The organism is Planctomycetota bacterium (genome assembly GCA_018242585.1).
Classification (GTDB): domain Bacteria; phylum Planctomycetota; class Planctomycetia; order Pirellulales; family PNKZ01; genus JAFEBQ01.
Genome location: JAFEBQ010000010.1, coordinates 103,239 through 120,040, shown reverse-complemented (window position 1 = coordinate 120,040; position 16,802 = coordinate 103,239). Strand labels below are relative to the sequence as shown.

Here is a 16,802-nt window from a genome sequence, read left to right as displayed (position 1 = left end):
CGGATGAAGCTGGTTCACATCGATCTCGAACGTCCGCCGCTGGCCGCCGCCGCCGAGTATTTGCTGGCGTCGGTGTTGCGGCCCGCCGGCGCCGGCGACCAGCCACCCATTGTCGTGGTGCCGGGACGGCGCGCCGGTCGCCGGCTGCTTGAACTGCTCGTCGAACAATCGGCCGCCGCGGACCAGCCCTTGGTTCCCCCCAAGATCATCACGCTCGCCCAGTTGCCCGAGTTGTTGTACGAGCCGCGGCGTCAACTGGCCGACGAGGTGACACAGCACCACGCTTGGATTCGCGCCTTGCGCGAGATGCCCCGCGAAGCATTGGCCCAGTTCTGTCCTGCGCTTCCCGATTCCGAAGATTTGCTCGGCTGGCTCAGCCTGGCCGAGTTGTTGACCGGATTGCACAACGACTTGGCGGCTCATCTGCTTGATTTCCAGGACGTGGCCCGCGATGGCGTCAAGCTCGGCGCGTTCAACGAGTCGGCCCGCTGGCAATTGCTGGCCGAGTTGCAAGCCCGCTACTTGCAGGTGCTCGACAATTTGCAAGTCTGGGATCGCCAGACCGCCCGCCGCGTGGCCATCGACAAGAGCGAGTGTCGCCTCGACCGGCCGGTGATCCTGGTCGGCACCGTTGACTTGAACCTGGCGCAGCGCCGCATGCTCGGCCAGGTTTCCGATCGTGTCACGTCCCTGGTCTTTGCGCGGCCCGCGTGGCGCGAGCGCTTTGACGCCCACGGCTGCGTTGTCCCCGCGGCCTGGGCCGAAGCGACGATTCCGCTCGAGACCAATCAAATTGCCATCGTTGACGGTCCCGGCGAGCAGGCCGACGAGGTGATTCGGACCTTGGCCGCGCTCGACGGCCGCCGCGCCGCCGATGACATCACCCTGGGGATGATCGACCCGGCGCTGGTGGCCACGGTCGAGCAACGCCTGGAAGAGTGCGGCTTGCAGGGACGCTATGGCCCAGGCACGCCCCTGTCGGCCTCGGGGCCTTATCGGTTGCTGCTGGCTGCGGCCGAGTACCTTGACGCGCCGCGTTTCGATCGCTTTGCCGCGCTGGTGCGCCAGCCGGCCTTGCACAATTGGCTCGGCGGCCGCGTCACGGGTGACTGGCTTTCGGCCTGTGACAAATACGTCGTCAATCATCTTCCCTGGCGGATCGACGGGAGTTGGTTCCCCGATACTCGCGAGGCCGCGACGGTGCGCGAGGTGCATCGCCACGTGGAACAATGGCTAGCCGAGCTGCGCCAGCCAGCGCAGCCCTGGCCCGAGTGGGGACAGGCGATCGCGCATCTGCTGCTGACCGTGTACGGCGAACTGTCCCTCGACAGCCAACGCCCGGCCGACCGGGCCTTGGCCGACGCTTGCGGGCAGATTGTGCAATGCCTAAGGGCGCAGTCGCAGATCGAGCCCGACCTCGCCCCGCGCGTGACTGGCGCCGTGGCCTTGCAACTGCTGCTGCGCGAGTTGGGGGGTAAGACGATTCCATCAGCCGAGCCCGATGGGATTGAAATGCTCGGCTGGCTCGATCTGCCGTGGGATGACGCGGCGGTGATGATTCTGACTGGGTTCAACGAAGAGTACATTCCCGGGCGGATCAGTGGTGATTTATTCCTGCCCAATGCCCTGCGTCAGCACTTGCAACTGGAAGACGATCGCCAGGTCTACGCCCGCGACGCCTATACTTTGGCGTTGATCGCGGCGCGGCATCCGACGTTGCGAATCATCGCCGGCCGCCGCACGGTGAAGGGTGACCCGTTGTTGCCGAGCCGGCTGCTGTTCGCCACGGACGAGGGGACGGCGGTGGCCCGCGCGCGCAACTGGTTTGGCGAACAGGCGCGCACGCCGCGCATCGTGTTGCCCAAGGGGCTGCGCTCGGGTGGCGCGCGGCCGCGGTTCGTGCCGCCGCGGCCCCAGCCGCTGGTCAAGCCGATCGACGCCATGCAGGTCACGCAGTTTCGTGCCTATTTAACCTGCCCCTATCGGTTCTATTTGGACCATTGCTTGAAGCTTCGGCCGCTCACCGACGAAGCCGAGGAACTCGACGGCGGACAGTTCGGCGACCTGTTGCATAACGTGCTGAAAGATTTCGCCGATTCGGAGTTGGTCAGTAGCAGCAGCGCAGACGAAATTTATGCCGCGCTCAGCCGGCAACTCGATCGACGCTTGCGGTTCACTTACGGCGCCGAACCGTTGCCGGCCGTGATGGTCCAAGCCGAGCAGGCTCGCGAACGTCTTCGCGGCTTTGCCACCTGGCAAGCGAAACGTGTCCAGGATGGCTGGCGGATTCGCCACGTCGAGCGCCCGTTCGGCGAACGTGAAGTTAAGTTGATGGTCGACGGTCAGCCGATGTACTTGCACGGACGTGTCGACCGGATCGACTATCACGCCGACGACAATCGCTGGGCGCTGCTCGATTACAAGACCGGCGACTCGGCTGAGAAACCCGAGGCCCAGCATCGGCGGCGTGACGGAACCTGGGTCGACTTGCAATTGCCCCTCTATCGGCAACTGGCCGGGCCGCTCGAGATGCGCGGGCCCATCGACCTGGGCTATATCGCGCTGACCAAGTCGCGCGACACGGTCGACCTGTGGCGCGCCGAGTGGGGGGACGAGGACTTGGCCGAAGCCGAGGTCGCCGCCCACGAAGTGGTGCGCAAGATTCGCGCCGAGACTTTCTGGCCCCCCAGCTCTGAAGTGAACGCGCTGTGGGACCGCTATGCGAACATGCTCCGCGGCTTTCGCGCCGACGACGAGCCAGCGCCGGCGAGGAGTGCCTGATGCCGCGCGCCAACCCCAAGTTGCCAAACCAGATGATCCGCGCCTCGGCCGGTACCGGCAAGACGTTCGCCCTGTCCAATCGGTACTTGTCGTTGTGCTGCGACGAAGTGCCGGTCGATCAGATATTGGCCGTGACTTTCGCGCGCAAGGCGGCGGGCGAAATCGCCGGCCGCGTGATTCGGCGCCTGGCCGACGCGGCGCACGACGAAGCTGGCAACCAAAAGCTGGCCGGCGAGCTCGGGCGAACCGATCTGGCGCTCGGCCGCACGCGCGCGCTCGTCAAGTCGCTGGTGTCGCAGTTGCATCGCTTGCGGATCGGCACGCTTGACAGCTTCTTCGTACAGCTCGCGCATCACTACAGCTTCGAGCTGCAACTGCCACCGGCCTGGTCGATTGCCGACGAGCTGGTCGACAAGCGGTTGCGTCAGGAAGCGATCCGCCGCGTCTTGTTGCAGGGCAAAACCGCCGACGTGGTCCAGCTTCTATCGCTGTTGAATCCCGGCGAGGTGCAGCGCTCGGTGGCCGAGCAACTGTCGGGTCTGGTCAACAAGATGTACGGCTATTACTGCGGCTCGACGCGCGACGCCTGGTTTGCGTTGCCGCGCCCCAAGCGTTTGAGCGATGAGCAGCTGCAAGCCGCCGGCGCGAATCTTGCGCAATTGAAGATTCCCCAGAACGGCCATTGGACCAAGGCCCATCGTCAAGACCTGGATCGGTTAGCGACGCTCGACTGGGAATTGATCCTTGGACGCGGCCTGGTCAAGGCGGTGGCCAACGGCGAGGCGAAATACCAGAAGGTCGAGATCGAGCCCCACGTCCGCGAAGCCTACGGGCCGATCGTGGCGCACGCCCGCGCCGAACTTTTGCAGCGTGTTGCCAATCAGACCGAGGCAACGTGGCAACTGCTCGACGCCTTTCACCAGCAATACACCGAGTTGAAGCGACAGCAGGGGGGCTATCGCTTCGACGACGTGCCGCGGTTGTTGGCCAGCGCCTGGGCCGGCGAGCAGATTGACCGGCAGACGTATCGGATGGACGCCCATGTGAACCATCTGTTGCTCGACGAGTTTCAGGACACCAGCTTGGACCAATGGCAAGCGGTCGAGCCGCTGGCCGCCGAGGTCACCGGCAAGTCGCGGCATGGATCGTTCTTCTGCGTGGGAGACGTCAAGCAAGCGATCTATGGTTGGCGCGGTGGGCAGTCGCAAATCTTCGATACCGTGGTCCACGAACTTCCCGACGTCGAGCAGAAGATTCTCGACCGCAGCTATCGTTCAAGCCAAACGATCATCGACGTCGTCAATCGCGTGTTTGGCACCATCGCCGACAACGCCGGTGTGATCGACGACAAGGATTCGGCGCGCTGGGAAAAAGTGCGTAAGTACTGGAAAGAGCAGTTCCACGAACATGGCACCGTGCGAAAAGACCTGGCCGGCTACTGCGAGCTATCCGTTTCCAACAGCGACCCTGCCGATGAAGAAACTCACTGGGCGGCCGTGGCCGAGACGATCGGTCAACTGGCTGGCAAGCATCCGCACGCGACGATTGGCGTCTTGGTGCGCAAGAACGCCACGGTGGCCGACCTGATTCGACGGCTGGCGCAATTACCCGCGCCGGTCGCGGCCAGCGAAGAGGGGGGCAACCCGCTGACCGACGCGGCCAGCGTGCGCGTGGTACTGGCGCTGTTGCGTCTGGTCGATCATCCCGGCGATCAGGTCTCACGGTTCCACGTGGCCGAGTCGCCACTGGGGCCGATCGTGGGGCTGACCCAGGATCGCGCGGCCCCGATTCTCGATTGGGTGTCCCGGCTGCGCGACAAGCTGACCCGCGATGGGTACGGCACGACGATTTACGCTTGGGCTCGGCAACTGGCCCGCGATTGCGATGTGCGCGAGCTGAATCGCTTGTTGCAGTTGGTCGAACTGGCCCATCGCTACGACGCGGCGCCGGGGTTGCGCACCGGCGATTTCGTGGCGCTGGTCGAAACGACCAGGGTCGAAGATCCGTCCACGGCCCGGGTTCGCGTGATGACGATTCACCAGGCCAAGGGACTGGAGTTCGACATTGTCGTCCTGCCGGAACTCGACGAGGCGATCAAAGGCCAGCCGCCGGCGCTGGCCATCGGGCGAGACAAGCCGACGGGGCCGCTGACGCACGTCTGCCGCTGGACCAGCGACGACGTGCGCGGCGTGTTGCCCGAGAAGTTCCAGAAGCTGCACGACGCCTGGGAGGAACAGACGGTCAACGAGTCGCTGTGCGTCCTGTATGTCGCCATGACCCGGGCGGTCCATGCCTTGCACATGATCGTGCCTCCGCTGAAGGAAAAAGGAAACCGCGGCCACACCTTTGCCGCGATCCTGCGATCGGCGCTGACCCAAGGCGAGAACCCGGCCAATGCCGGCGTGCTGTTCCAGTTGGGCGAGCCAGCCTGGGACCAGGGGGCGAAGGGGGCCGCGAAGCGTGCGTCGCGAGGCGCCGATGCACCCGAGGTCGAAACGGTCGACGTCAAGCTGGCCCCCTCGACGCACCGGCGGCGGATGCTCGATCATGTCGCGCCCAGCCGGCTGGAAGGGGGCGGCGAGTTGAACCTGCGCGAGCGGTTGCGCGTTGATGCGAGCCAGGCCTTCGCCCGTGGCACCTTGTTCCACGCCTGGTTCCAACAGGTGGGCTGGCTCGACGACGCGGCGCCGAGCGATGCCGAGCTGCGCCAAGCCGCGGCGCGATTGAGCGCCGGCAGCGGCGATCTGGACGGCGCGCTGGCCGAGTTCCGCGCGCTGCTGGCCAAGCCGCGCTTGCGCCGATTGCTCGGTCGCGACGAATACGCCGATTTGAAAGCGATTGGGTTGCCGGCCGAAGTGGTGCGCCGCGTGGCCAACGGCGCGCCGCGTTACGAGGTCCACCGCGAGCTACCGTTTGCGGTGCGCGACGGAGAGACGATCGTCCAAGGCTCGATCGACCGGGTAGTGCTGATCTACGCGGGGCAGCAACTTGCGGCGGCCGATGTCGTGGACTTCAAGACCGACCGGTTCCCGGCGTCGGCCCTGGCCGAGAAGCTGGCCTTCTACCGTCCACAACTCGCCGCCTACCGGCGCGCGGTCGCGGCGATGTACCACCTATCGCCCGGCGCGGTCACCGCCAGGCTGGCCTTCGTCGAGTTGGACCAGGTACAGTCCGTGTAGCGCGGATCGAAGACGCAACAGTCGTCTTCGTAGTTTCCGGCGTCGTGACCGTCGTGGTCGAATTCCGATGATTCCCGCTGCGTCGGCAACCGAGCCCTGGTTGCCGGGATTCTCCTGAAACGCTAAAGTACGCGAGGAATGCGCAGTTGGGGCAGTCTGCGCGCTTGGCTCCAGGAGGATTTCGCGTGGCCGGTGCAGGAAGCAATTCGACGATGGCGGACCTCAGGCAGTTGCTCGATCAACTATTGGCCGAGCCGACCTCGCATACCAACGCGCAGCCGCGGTCGGTCGAGCATGTCGAAATGCTTGAGCGGCTGCTGGGCAAGGCGGCCTGTCGGCACTTGGGCATCTTCGCGGTACCCGAGGGGTTCCGCCTGTCGGTGGTGATTCCGGTCTACAACGAACTGAAGACCGTGGCCGAGGTGATCCGCCGAGTCCGCAACTGTGGCGTGCCGGTCGAGATCATCCTGGTCGACGACGGCAGCACCGATGGCACGCGGCAACTGCTGGACAGTTGGCGCGGCGAGGCCGACTTGCAGATCATCTTCCACCAGCAGAACCAGGGGAAAGGGGCCGCGTTGCGAACCGGCTTCGAGCACGCCTCGGGGGACGTGGTGATCGTCCAGGACGCCGACTTGGAATACGATCCGGCCGAGTTCCCGGTGCTGATTCAGCCCATCGTCGAAGGGCATGCCGACGCGGTCTTTGGCAGCCGATTCCTGGGCCAGGACCATCGCGTGCTTTATTATTGGCACTCGCTGGGCAACCAGTTCCTGACCCTGCTCAGCAACATGACGACCAACCTGAACCTGACCGACATGGAAACCTGCTACAAGGCGTTCCGTCGCGAGGTGATTCAGCAGATCGCGCCGAATCTGAAGGAAAACCGGTTTGGCATCGAACCCGAATTGACGGCGCGGATCGCGCGCCTGCCGGGCGTGCGAATCTACGAGCGGCCGGTTAGCTACCAGGGGCGCACCTACGCCGAAGGGAAAAAGATCACCTGGCGCGACGGCTTCCGAGCGCTCTGGTGCATTTTGCGATACCGGAATGGATAAGGGGGGAATGACCAAGCACCAATGACCAATGAGAGACGTCTTGGCTGTTGTGTACGATTGGTCATTGGGGCTTGGACATTGGGGCTTTCGTCGCCGTTGCTCCTCGTTTAGCGCACCGCCACTCATGGCTCACTTGCAGGCACAAGGCGCACAGCCCGATCAGCGTTGGCGGCGGCCGCTGCCCAGCGACAGCCAGCAATTCGTGCTGGGCCGCGCGGCTGGCCCCTGGTCGGTCCCCTGGGACCAGCACATCTCGCGGCAGCACGCGCAATTGGTTTGGCAGCACGGCAAGCTGGAAGTCGAAATGTTGCCGGCCGCGAATAACCCGATCTTCAAAAGTGGCCAGGAAGTCCGCCACTGTGTCATTGTCCCCGGCGAGCATTTCGTGCTGGGCGAAACGGTCTTCACGGTCCTCGACGAGCCCGAGGTGGTCGAGGACAACTCCCCCTCGGCGGTCAACGAGCAGACGTTCAGCGCGCACTACCTGCGCGGCCTGCGCTTTTACAACGCGGACCAGCGGATCGAAGTGCTGGCCCGGCTGCCCGAGTTGATCTCCGGCGCGCTGTCCGAGGAAGAGTTCTTGCCGCGCTTGGCGATGATGTTGATGGCCGGCATCCCGCGGGCCAGCATGGTGGCGCTGGTCCAATGGCAACATCACGATGGCGACGATCGGGTCCACGTGCTGCATTGGGAACGGCGGCTCGGCTTCTCGGGCGACTTCCGCCCCAGCCACAAACTGGTGACGGCCGCGGTCGGCCACGGCCATAGCGTGTTGCACATCTGGAACGCCGCCCCGCATGCCGGCGACGCGACCTATACGATGAGCGACAACGTCGACTGGGCGTTTTGCACGCCGATGGAAAGCGAAGCGTGCCCCGGCTGGGCGGTGTACGTCGGCGGTCGCAACGAGGTCGAGCGGACTCCGCTGACGCCGGCGCTGGGGGGCTCGGGCACCGGCTCGGTCGGCCCGATCGACTTGCGCGGCGACTTGAAGTTCACCGAGCTGGTCGCCTCGACGTTCAGCGCGTTGCAACAGGTCCAGTTGCTGCAGCGCCGCCAGGCGACGCTGAGCCAGTTCTTCGCTCCGGCCGTGTTTCAGGCGTTTGGCTCGGCGCGCCCCGACGTGGTGTTGCAGCCGCGCGAGACCGAAGTCACGGTGCTGTTCTGCGACTTGCGAGGGTTTTCGCTCCACAGCGAGCGGATGGCCGGCAATCTGATGGCGCTGCTCGAACGTGTGAGCGACGCGCTCGGCGTAATGACCCACGAGATATTGGACCACGGCGGCGTGCTGGGAGACTTTCAGGGGGACGCCGCCATGGGCTTCTGGGGCTGGCCGCTGGCCCAGGCCGACAAGGTTCCTCGCGCTTGCCGGGCGGCCCTGGCGATCAACGATGTCTTTCAAAAAGCAGCGCACCAGGCCGACCAGTCGCTGGCCGACTTCCGCGTGGGGATCGGCATGGCCACGGGGCGGGCCGTGGCCGGACGGATCGGCACCGAGGATCAGGTGAAGGTGACGGTCTTCGGCCCGGTGGTGAATCTGGCCAGTCGCTTGGAAGGAATGACCAAGTTGTGCCGAGCGCCGATCCTGTTGGACGGGCCGACCGCCGAAATCGTCCGCCAGCAGTTGCCCGCCGGCGCGGCGCGGCTGCGACGCGTGGCGACCATCCGCCCCTATGGCATGTACGCGCGGGTCGAAGTCAGCGAGCTGTTGCCGCCGGCCGGCACGGCCGACGTGCCGGGGGATGACGACTTGCAGAGCTACGCAGCGGCCCTATCGGCGTTCGAGCAAGGTCAATGGTCGGCGGCGCTCGAGCAGTTGGAACCGTTGGCCGCGCGCGACGGCGTGGCCGCGTTCCTGCGGAGCACCATTCTCGGCATGGGGGGCGCGCCGGCGCCGGGCTTCGACGGCGTGATCAGCTTGGAGACCAAGTGATCGCGTGGCCGACAGCCGCCAACGGTTGATCGGCCTGCTACCCCCGCGCCCCGCCTCTGTCTCTTTGGGGGCCTATTGAGGCTTGGGCATGCCGTCGTTGGGGCGATTAGGCTCACCGGTTTTATGGCGATTGGCTTTGCCGGCGGCGGGCGATTCCAGAATGCCGTCGCGTTGCATTTGCGCCACGTCGCGCATGATGCGCCACAGTTGTTTCTTGGAAAGCTTCTCGGGCTTGGGGGTGTCGTCCATCTTGCCACGCTTTCTGCCGGCTCAACCGCTCGCCGGCGTGTAGCCGTCTGGTGCGCGGGAAACCGCAAGCCGCCCAGCCGGTCGCCGGGGAATTGTCTCATTTGGGCAGCCGGTTTCGGTAGGCAATTCCGAGCCATTCGCCTAGTTGCCTGGGCACTTCGTCGGCTGCCGTGAATTTGAAATAGGCAGTCAGGCCGTTGTATTTCAGGTTCGTTTTTGCAACCGGCTGGCTGCCTAAATCGAACCCCTCCGGCAAGGCCAACCCCAAGACAAGTTCCGTTGATTTTTTTATCCAAAGAACCGCGAAGGGCTGCAAACCCGATTCAGGGGTCGTGAACTTAACGTAGATGGTCGTTAGTTCCCCGAACGCGGTTGGCGTTGCCGTAGCGATGGTGTCAAGAATCGCCGTCAGTTGCGGACGTATTTTGTCCCACGCCGCCCCGCGCACTCGTTCGTTTGCTCTGTCGTCAATCACGCTCGACATTCGACGCCATCCGGCCAGCAGTCTGGCCGCTTCGCTTGAGGGTTTTAGCACGCATTCAGCAACTGTCATACCGTATCGGGGTGGGGTACAATTTGCCAGCCGCAAGAGGAGCGAATCAAGAATGGCTGTCAACCGCGATAAGACCGACATTTGGAAAGCCGACACGGTGGCTTCGGTCGATTTATTCAATCAATGGTTTATGGAAAGCGCGCCCAAGGCGTTCCGTGATACTCGCGTTGAGGCGACGAAGGACGTTGAAAGGACTTTGCTTGCAACCGAGGACTTCGCGGCTATTACGCCCGCAATCTTGGAGGCACACCCCCAAGTTCTTCCAACGCTGCGCATGGCGTGTTGTCCACCGCTTGCCGTTGACCGTCTAATCGGGCTTGCCGACGCAAACAAAAGCCTTGTCGGCAAAATGGAAAAAGGCAAGCTGTCCGTCCGCATGACTGAAACCGACCGTCTCGATAACTTTGGAAAGCTGATTCGGATTATCGACCGAATGCTTGACCGTGATATTTTTCCTTGGTTGGCGACAAAATCACGGCCGACGCCAGAACAGCGACACCGTGCATCTACGATCGTCGCTGACCGCCTTTGTGGTGCCGTTGCTAATCCAATCATTCGCAACGCGCAGGAGAAGCGACAGAAGGAAAAAATCGAGGCGTATCTTGTCGGCAAGGGGTACAAAAAGAAGCAGCACCCCTCGACGCTCGACATTAGAGAAATGGAAGCCGGAACCTTTTGGTTTGGGATGAATCTGGTCGTTGGGGAGAACCCTAGACCAGTTCGCATACCAGTTGATGTTGTGATTCAGCCAAGGAACTTGCGACCAAATAGGTTTCCGATTCTCGTTGAAGCGAAATCGGCAGGCGATTTCACCAATACAAATAAGCGGCAAAAAGAGGAAGCAAAAAAAGTGCTTCAATTGCGCGCTAAGTTCGGGCAAGGCGTTGAGTTCGTGCTATTCCTCTGTGGATACTTCGACGCGGGTTATTTGGGTTACGAAGCTGCCGACCTGATTGATTGGGTCTGGGAACACCGCATAGACGATTTTGCATTGCTAGGAATTTAAAACATGCCCAACGTATCCGCCCGCGAGAAAGACAGGTTGGCCGAACAGGTTCGGCTTGATGCTCTAAAGACTGCTTTGGAGCGGAATAAGTTGGGGCAGTTTGCGACACCGCCAGCACTCGCGTTGGACATTGCGACATACGCAAAGCGCCTTCTAAAGGGCAATCGCTCGGCAATTCGTTTTCTTGACCCAGCAATCGGAACCGGCTCATTCTACGCGGCTGCACTCGAAACATTTTCGGCAAAGATAACCACCGCAGCGGGAATTGAAATTGATTCCGCTTTTGCTAGTGCGGCAAACGAAATATGGGGGCCGACAGGTCTGAAAGTTTCGACGGGCGATTTTACTAAAGAGCCGGAACCATTCGTGCGCTTCAATCTGATACTGACGAATCCGCCTTATGTTCGCCATCATCATTTGCACGCACACGACAAGCCTCGCTTACGCGATTTGGTGGCAGAGCGGCTTGGGATTCAGATAAGCGGCTTGGCCGGGCTTTACTGCTATTTTCTTTTGCTGGCACACAGTTGGCTTGAAAAGGATGGATTGGCCGTCTGGTTGATTCCATCCGAGTTTATGGACGTAAATTACGGCACCGCCGTCAAGCAGTATTTGACTGACAAGGTAACGCTTCTTCACATCCATCGGTTTTGCCCGTCCGATGTTCAATTCGACGATGCGCTTGTTTCGTCTGCGGTTGTGGTGTTCAAAAAATCCTCCGCCACGGATAACCACACGGTCGAGTTCTCTTTCGGTGGCACGCTGAATGAGCCTGCCAAGTCGCAGCACGTTCCGCTTACTGAACTACGCGAACGTGCAAAATGGACGGCATATCCCAACTCTGGCGAAGTCGAAAAACCAGCGGAAGGGCCGAGATTAGGTGAGTTGTTTACAATCAAGCGTGGATTGGCGACCGGCGACAACTCATTTTTTATTTTGCCGCGTGAGGAAGCCAATAGGCTTGGCATCCCTAGCGAGTGTTTGAAGCCAATCCTGCCAAGCCCTCGATACATAACTAACGAAATGATCGAGGGCGGAAAAGACGGCTACCCCAAAACAGATGTTGTGTTGTCTCTGATTGACACTAAATTGCCCGAAAGCGAAATAGAAAAACACTTCCCGGAGTTCTGGAAGTATTTGCAGAGCGGCAAAGCAAAGTCGATTCATTCCCGCTATCTAACCAGCCGCCGCACCCCGTGGTATTCGCAAGAAAATCGGGAACCCGCTCCGTTTCTTTGCACTTATATGGGGCGTTCGAGCGGAATAGGAAAAAAGCCCTTCCGTTTCATTTGGAATCAATCGAAAGCTACAGCGGCAAACGTCTATTTGGTTCTTTACCCGAAGGGCGAATTGAAACTCGCCCTAGATGCTGACCACTCGCTATACGCCCGCGTGTTCGATGCTCTTAACGAGATTAGCGAAAGCGCCTTCAAGAGCGAAGGTAGGGTCTACGGTGGTGGCCTGCATAAGGTGGAACCGCTGGAGCTATCGCGGCTGCCGGTTCCGAAATTGGCTGCCGCCGCAGGATTGCCAACACGAAAAAAACAACGTGTAGCGTTCGCCTAAACAAGCCGCTCATACCTCGCAAGTCTTTACCAAGATTGCAGGCCTGAACGGGAACGAGGGACAGGTCCAGTTAATAAATGGACCTGTCCCTATGCTATGTCGTCGTCCCTGCGGAACACTATCTCGGCATGGAGGCCGCCGGCGCGGGGCTTCGACGGCGTGATCAGCCTGGAAACCAAGTGATCGACTGGACGAGGGCCGCCGACGCCACGCGGCGCAACAAAAAACCCAGGGGGTAAACCCCCTGGGCTTGTGTTAGCTTAGTTGGCGCTTAGTGCTGCGTCGAATGAACGCCGCTTAGGCGTACGCGCCCCAGTTGTTGCCGGTGTCGAATCCGCCCTCTTCGGCGTACGAGTCGATGCCCAGTTGGGTCTTCAACTCTTCGAACCGTTGGGCGAAGTAATCGCTCGACGAGTGGACGTGCTCGGCTTCGGTGATGAACTTCATCTGGTCCCGGCAGCGGATGCCGTGACGTTCGAAGATGCGCTCGAACGGCTTCAGATCGTGGCCATAGACGATCAGCAGCTTGTGCTCGTCGAACTGCACTTCCAACGGCGCGGCCGGGTTCAGCACGGCAATGCCCGTGCAGCCGTCGTCCGTCAGCAGGTCTTCGTACTCGCACAAAATGCTCTTCAGCACCGGCAAGTCGATGTGCTCGCGGTACAGATCGGTGTGGCCGCGGCGTTCTTGATTGTGGCTGGTCTCGAGCACCACGTCCGCCGCGTTGCCCAACGGGTCGAGCAAGTCGAGGAACAGCTCGAACAGCCGAGTCGACGACGCGGCCCCCATCAGCACGGGGACGTTGGTCTTCGACGCGTCGTCCCGATAGACGTCGTGCCGAAAGCCCTGGGTGGGCGGCACCTGCACGTCGTACGAGGGGCGAATGGCGTCGGTCAGCACAAAGTCGCCGTAGCGCACGATGCCCAGGTGGGTTTCGAGTTCTTCTTCCGACAAGCGGTCAAAACTGCTCGCGCCGACGGTGGTCTTGCCGTCGCGAAAAACATTGCGCAGCAATCGTTGCAAGAATCCCATTTCCGCTCACTTCTTTCGTTAACAGTCTGTCCGGCAGCCGGCGGCGAACCGGCTTGGGAACCCGGCGGTTCCGCAGAAAACCCTAGGTCACCTGTCGGGGATGTCGATTCATAAATTGCTAACCTGTCGACGGTCCCTCGCGGCCGGGCGTTACCGTCGGTACCGGCCGCAGGACCGGTTGCGGCGGCCCGCTACGTCCGTCGGCACTGGTCGTGTCGTCACAACCGGAACCGGCGACGGGTGAACCGGCCGCGGCGGTCGCGTGTCATTCGTCGAAACCAGCGGGGCTCTCGTCTGGTGAAACTCTAGCCCTCGACTGCTGGCGGTGACGGCCGCGCGGTGTAAAAACACCCGGGCTTCACGGGGCTGATTGGCCGATGGTGACGCGGCGGCAAAATCTGCCGCCGGTCAAACCTCCGTGGCCGGTAGAGTCGGTCCCGCGGTCAAACCGGGGGTCGAAAAACAATCGCCGAAACCACTCAAGTTCGGCGGCTCGCCACGCCTGACGAGCGTGCTAGGCATGAATCGATACGCAAGCCGAGGGGGCTTCGTTCGCGCCCGCGCGGCTCGGCGCAAACCGACCGATTCTGCTACGATTGTCGCCATGACTACGAACCATCGCATGCTAGTGCTGCTGGCGCTGTGGCTGGCCGGCTGTTCCTCGCAAACAGCGCCGCCTGCGCCCAAAAGCGACGTCCACGAAGTTTGGGACATTGTCCAATTGCAACAAAACCGAGTCGGCGTCCGGCACTTCCGCGCCGCGCCCGACACGCTCGACAGCCAGCCGGCCGTACGGGTGGACAGCGATATGACCTTCCGCGTCCTGCGCGCGGCCCAGCCCATCGAGCAGAAGACGGCGACCATAACTTGGGAGACGCCGCAAGGACGCATGTTGCGGTTCGAGACCCGGTCGCAATTCGGCGCCGAGCCGACGTTGACCCGCGGGCGCGTCGAGGGGGGGGAGCTGAAGATCGAAACCGAGCAAGCGGGGCGTAAGACCCCTGGCACGGTCGCGTGGCCCAGCGACGGGGACGGCCCCGAGGGGGTTGAGTTGTCGCTGCTGCGCAAGCCCATGCGCCCCGGCGAGCGGCGCAGGATCGTGGCGTTTGCGCCGATTTTGAACACCGTGTCGGTCGTCCAGATGGTGGCGGTCGGCAAGGAAGCGACCGAGTTGCTGACGGGCAATTACGAGCTGTTGCGCATCGACGCGGTGACCGAGGTCTCGGGCTTGACGATTCACGGCAAGCTGTGGGCCGATGCCAGCGGCAACGTGCTGAAGCAATGGATTCAGGAGCCGCTCGAACAGACTCTGTATCGTACCACCAAGGAGATCGCGCTGGGGGAAGCGACGCCGGCGAGTTTTGATCTGACCCTGGCCACGAACGTCTTGCTGAAGGGGAAGATGCCCAAGGATCTGCACGCTGCCCAGCAGGCTCGGTATCGCGTCCGCATGACCGGCGACGACCCGGCGTCGTTGTTCGCCGTGGGGCAGTCACAACAGGTGGCCAGCCAGAACGTCAACACGGCCGACGTGACGGTGAGGGCGATTCGACCCGAGACGCCGCTACTGCCGGGGGTGTTCGACGCGCCGCCGACGGCCGAGGATCTGGCGGCGAGCGCCCTGGTGCAGCTCGACGCCCCGCCGGTCGTGGCGCTGGCCGCTGCCGGCGCGCCCGAGGGGGGCGAACCTTGGAAAACGGCGGTGGCCTTTGAACAGTTCGTCCAGCGCAAGATCAAGAACAAGAACTTCTCGCAAGCGCTCGGCTCGGCGGCCGAAGTGGCCGAGCACTTGGAAGGGGACTGTACCGAGCACGCGGTGCTGCTGGCCGCGCTGCTGCGTGCGCGGAAGATACCGTCACGCGTGGCGCTGGGCATGGTCTACGCCCCCAGCGAGCGGAGCATGGTCTTTCACATGTGGACCGAGGCGTACCTTGGCGACCGCTGGATTCCGCTCGACGCGACCCTGGGGCGCGGCGGCATCGGCGCTGGGCACTTGAAGCTGGCCAACAGCTCGCTGGCCGACGGCTCGGCACTGGCCAGCTTTCTGACCGTGGCCAAAGCGCTCGGCCGCTTGCAGATTGAACTGATCGAAGAGAAGTAACGCCGAAACAAGAGCAATTCTCGCCGCGTTCTCGCGACTTGGGTGGCACCGATTGCGAAGCAATCGGTGTTGCGCAGCAACAAGAAACCTCGAGCGCCGTTCTCCGCACGTAGCAGGCCTGCTTGGCTTGCCACGCGTCGCCCGAGGTTTCTTGCGGCCTTCGGCCGCCCAGGTGCAAGCACCTGGGCCACCTATGCGACGGAGGTCCGAGAACACTTCAAGCAGCAGCAAGCGCCGGCTCAATTCCCCTTCGGCAGTTCGAAGTCGGCGATCCACAATTGGCTGCTGTGGTCCGCGCCGCGGTTGCTGGTCCACATCAACTGCTTGCCGTCGGGGGACCAGACGGGCAACACGTCCGCGGTTGAATGGTCGGTCACCCGTTCGATCGGCCCGGCGGCAATTCGCCCGTCCTTCATTTCAAATCGCATCAGCCACAGGTCATAGTTCGGCCGCGCGTTGGGGTCGGAATGATCGGCCCCGGCCCAGATGATGTACGGCGCGCTCGGATGCCAGTACGGCGCCCAGTTCACGCCGTTGTTGTCGGTCAGCGCGACGTCCACCTTGCCATCGACGCTGATCGCGTGGACCTGCAAGAAATCTTTCTTCAAGCGATCGGTCCGATAGATCACCCACTGGCCATTGGGCGAGAAGAACGGTCCGCCGTCATAGCCGGGCTGGTTGGTCAATTGCCGCACCTGGCTCCCATCGGCGTCCATGATGTACAAGTCCGGGTCGCCGCTGCGCATGCTGCAAAAGACGATCTGCTTGCCGTCGGCCGAGTAGGAACCCTCGGCGTCGTAGCCCGGCGCGTCGGTCAAGCGATGAATGTGCTGGCCGTCGACGTCGGCGCGGAAGATGTCCATGTGCGGATCGAAGTTCCATTCATAGCGCCGGCGGCGGCCGCTGGCGGCGTCCTCGGCTTGCTGCTTCCGCTCGGCCGCTTCGGTGGCGTCGAGTTGCGGGTCCAGGTGGCTCGACGCATAGATGATCGACTTGCCGTCCGGATGAAACGCCGAGCAGGTAGTCCGGCCGCGCCCCGTGCTGACCAACCGTGGCGTGCCGCCGGCCAGCGGCTGGGTGAAGATTTGATAGAAAGGATAGTCGAGCGGCACGGCCTGAAAGATGATCGATTTGATGTCGGGCGAGAAGTAACCTTCGCCGGCGCGGCGTGTGCCGCTTGTCACTTGCCGCAGATTCTTGAGCAGCCGGCTTTCGAGCGTCGACAGACTTGGTTCCGCCGCGGCCGAGCCGGCCCCCGGGGGCTGGGCCGTAACCGGCGCGGCAAGCAGGGCGAACAGCAGGGCGGTGCAGGGGAGGGTCGATCGGCTCATCGGCGGCAAACCT

11 protein-coding genes are annotated in these 16,802 nt (G+C 62.6%); 7 read left to right on the top strand and 4 right to left on the bottom strand.

Features of this window, described 5'->3' with window-relative positions:
* The first annotated feature begins 3 nt into the window (after positions 1-3).
* From JSS27_05660 to JSS27_05645, 4 genes are all read left to right on the top strand, one after another.
* Positions 4-2,781 carry a PD-(D/E)XK nuclease family protein gene (locus JSS27_05660; GenBank protein MBS0208423.1) on the top strand — a complete coding sequence of 926 codons (2,778 nt, stop codon included), beginning with the start codon at positions 4-6 and terminating at the stop codon, positions 2,779-2,781.
* Positions 2,781-5,960: a UvrD-helicase domain-containing protein gene (locus JSS27_05655; GenBank protein ID MBS0208422.1), complete on the top strand. Its 3,180-nt coding sequence runs from the start codon at positions 2,781-2,783 to the stop codon at positions 5,958-5,960. Before JSS27_05660 ends, JSS27_05655 begins: the two co-directional genes overlap by 1 nt.
* A gap of 212 nt (positions 5,961-6,172) precedes the next feature.
* Entirely contained in the window at positions 6,173-7,018 is an 846-nt protein-coding gene (locus tag JSS27_05650) for a glycosyltransferase family 2 protein (protein MBS0208421.1), read from the top strand.
* Positions 7,019-7,142: 124 nt separating this feature from the next.
* Entirely contained in the window at positions 7,143-8,951 is a 1,809-nt protein-coding gene (locus tag JSS27_05645) for an adenylate/guanylate cyclase domain-containing protein (GenBank protein ID MBS0208420.1), read from the top strand.
* A 72-nt stretch (positions 8,952-9,023) separates the two neighbouring features.
* Here JSS27_05645 and JSS27_05640 read toward each other — a convergent pair whose 3' ends face one another.
* A complete protein-coding gene (locus tag JSS27_05640) occupies positions 9,024-9,200 on the bottom strand; it encodes a hypothetical protein (GenBank protein MBS0208419.1) in 177 nt (58 codons plus the stop codon).
* 97 nt (positions 9,201-9,297) lie between these two features.
* Entirely contained in the window at positions 9,298-9,684 is a 387-nt protein-coding gene (locus JSS27_05635) for a hypothetical protein (protein MBS0208418.1), read from the bottom strand.
* 121 nt (positions 9,685-9,805) lie between these two features.
* Here JSS27_05635 and JSS27_05630 point away from each other — a divergent pair, with 121 nt between their 5' ends.
* Both JSS27_05630 and JSS27_05625 read left to right on the top strand, forming a co-directional pair.
* On the top strand, positions 9,806-10,759 hold the full coding sequence (locus JSS27_05630; protein MBS0208417.1) for a XamI family restriction endonuclease: 954 nt from the start codon (positions 9,806-9,808) through the stop codon (positions 10,757-10,759).
* 3 nt (positions 10,760-10,762) lie between these two features.
* Positions 10,763-12,325 (top strand): N-6 DNA methylase, encoded by a 1,563-nt coding sequence (locus JSS27_05625; GenBank protein ID MBS0208416.1) that lies wholly within the window; start codon positions 10,763-10,765, stop codon positions 12,323-12,325.
* Between the two features lie 297 nt (positions 12,326-12,622).
* Here JSS27_05625 and JSS27_05620 read toward each other — a convergent pair whose 3' ends face one another.
* Entirely contained in the window at positions 12,623-13,357 is a 735-nt protein-coding gene (locus tag JSS27_05620; protein MBS0208415.1) for a hypothetical protein, read from the bottom strand.
* 604 nt (positions 13,358-13,961) lie between these two features.
* Between JSS27_05620 and JSS27_05615 the strand changes: the two genes are divergently transcribed.
* Positions 13,962-15,458 carry a transglutaminase family protein gene (locus JSS27_05615; GenBank protein ID MBS0208414.1) on the top strand — a complete coding sequence of 499 codons (1,497 nt, stop codon included), beginning with the start codon at positions 13,962-13,964 and terminating at the stop codon, positions 15,456-15,458.
* 239 nt (positions 15,459-15,697) lie between these two features.
* Here JSS27_05615 and JSS27_05610 read toward each other — a convergent pair whose 3' ends face one another.
* Positions 15,698-16,789, bottom strand: coding sequence for a PD40 domain-containing protein (locus JSS27_05610; protein MBS0208413.1), 1,092 nt, complete (start codon positions 16,787-16,789; stop codon positions 15,698-15,700).
* Between the last annotated feature and the right edge of the window lie 13 nt (positions 16,790-16,802).

Bases quoted from the DNA above. Each gene is read 5' to 3' on its own strand.
- JSS27_05630 (MBS0208417.1), top strand. From the start codon at position 9,806: ATGGCTGTCAACCGCGATAAGACCGACATTTGGAAAGCCGACACGGTG.
- JSS27_05615 (MBS0208414.1), top strand. From the start codon at position 13,962: ATGACTACGAACCATCGCATGCTAGTGCTGCTGGCGCTGTGGCTGGCC.
- JSS27_05655 (MBS0208422.1), top strand. From the start codon at position 2,781: ATGCCGCGCGCCAACCCCAAGTTGCCAAACCAGATGATCCGCGCCTCG.
- JSS27_05640 (MBS0208419.1), bottom strand. From the start codon at position 9,200: ATGGACGACACCCCCAAGCCCGAGAAGCTTTCCAAGAAACAACTGTGG.
- JSS27_05625 (MBS0208416.1), top strand. From the start codon at position 10,763: ATGCCCAACGTATCCGCCCGCGAGAAAGACAGGTTGGCCGAACAGGTT.
- JSS27_05635 (MBS0208418.1), bottom strand. From the start codon at position 9,684: ATGTCGAGCGTGATTGACGACAGAGCAAACGAACGAGTGCGCGGGGCG.
- JSS27_05650 (MBS0208421.1), top strand. From the start codon at position 6,173: ATGGCGGACCTCAGGCAGTTGCTCGATCAACTATTGGCCGAGCCGACC.
- JSS27_05610 (MBS0208413.1), bottom strand. From the start codon at position 16,789: ATGAGCCGATCGACCCTCCCCTGCACCGCCCTGCTGTTCGCCCTGCTT.
- JSS27_05620 (MBS0208415.1), bottom strand. From the start codon at position 13,357: ATGGGATTCTTGCAACGATTGCTGCGCAATGTTTTTCGCGACGGCAAG.
- JSS27_05660 (MBS0208423.1), top strand. From the start codon at position 4: ATGAAGCTGGTTCACATCGATCTCGAACGTCCGCCGCTGGCCGCCGCC.
- JSS27_05645 (MBS0208420.1), top strand. From the start codon at position 7,143: ATGGCTCACTTGCAGGCACAAGGCGCACAGCCCGATCAGCGTTGGCGG.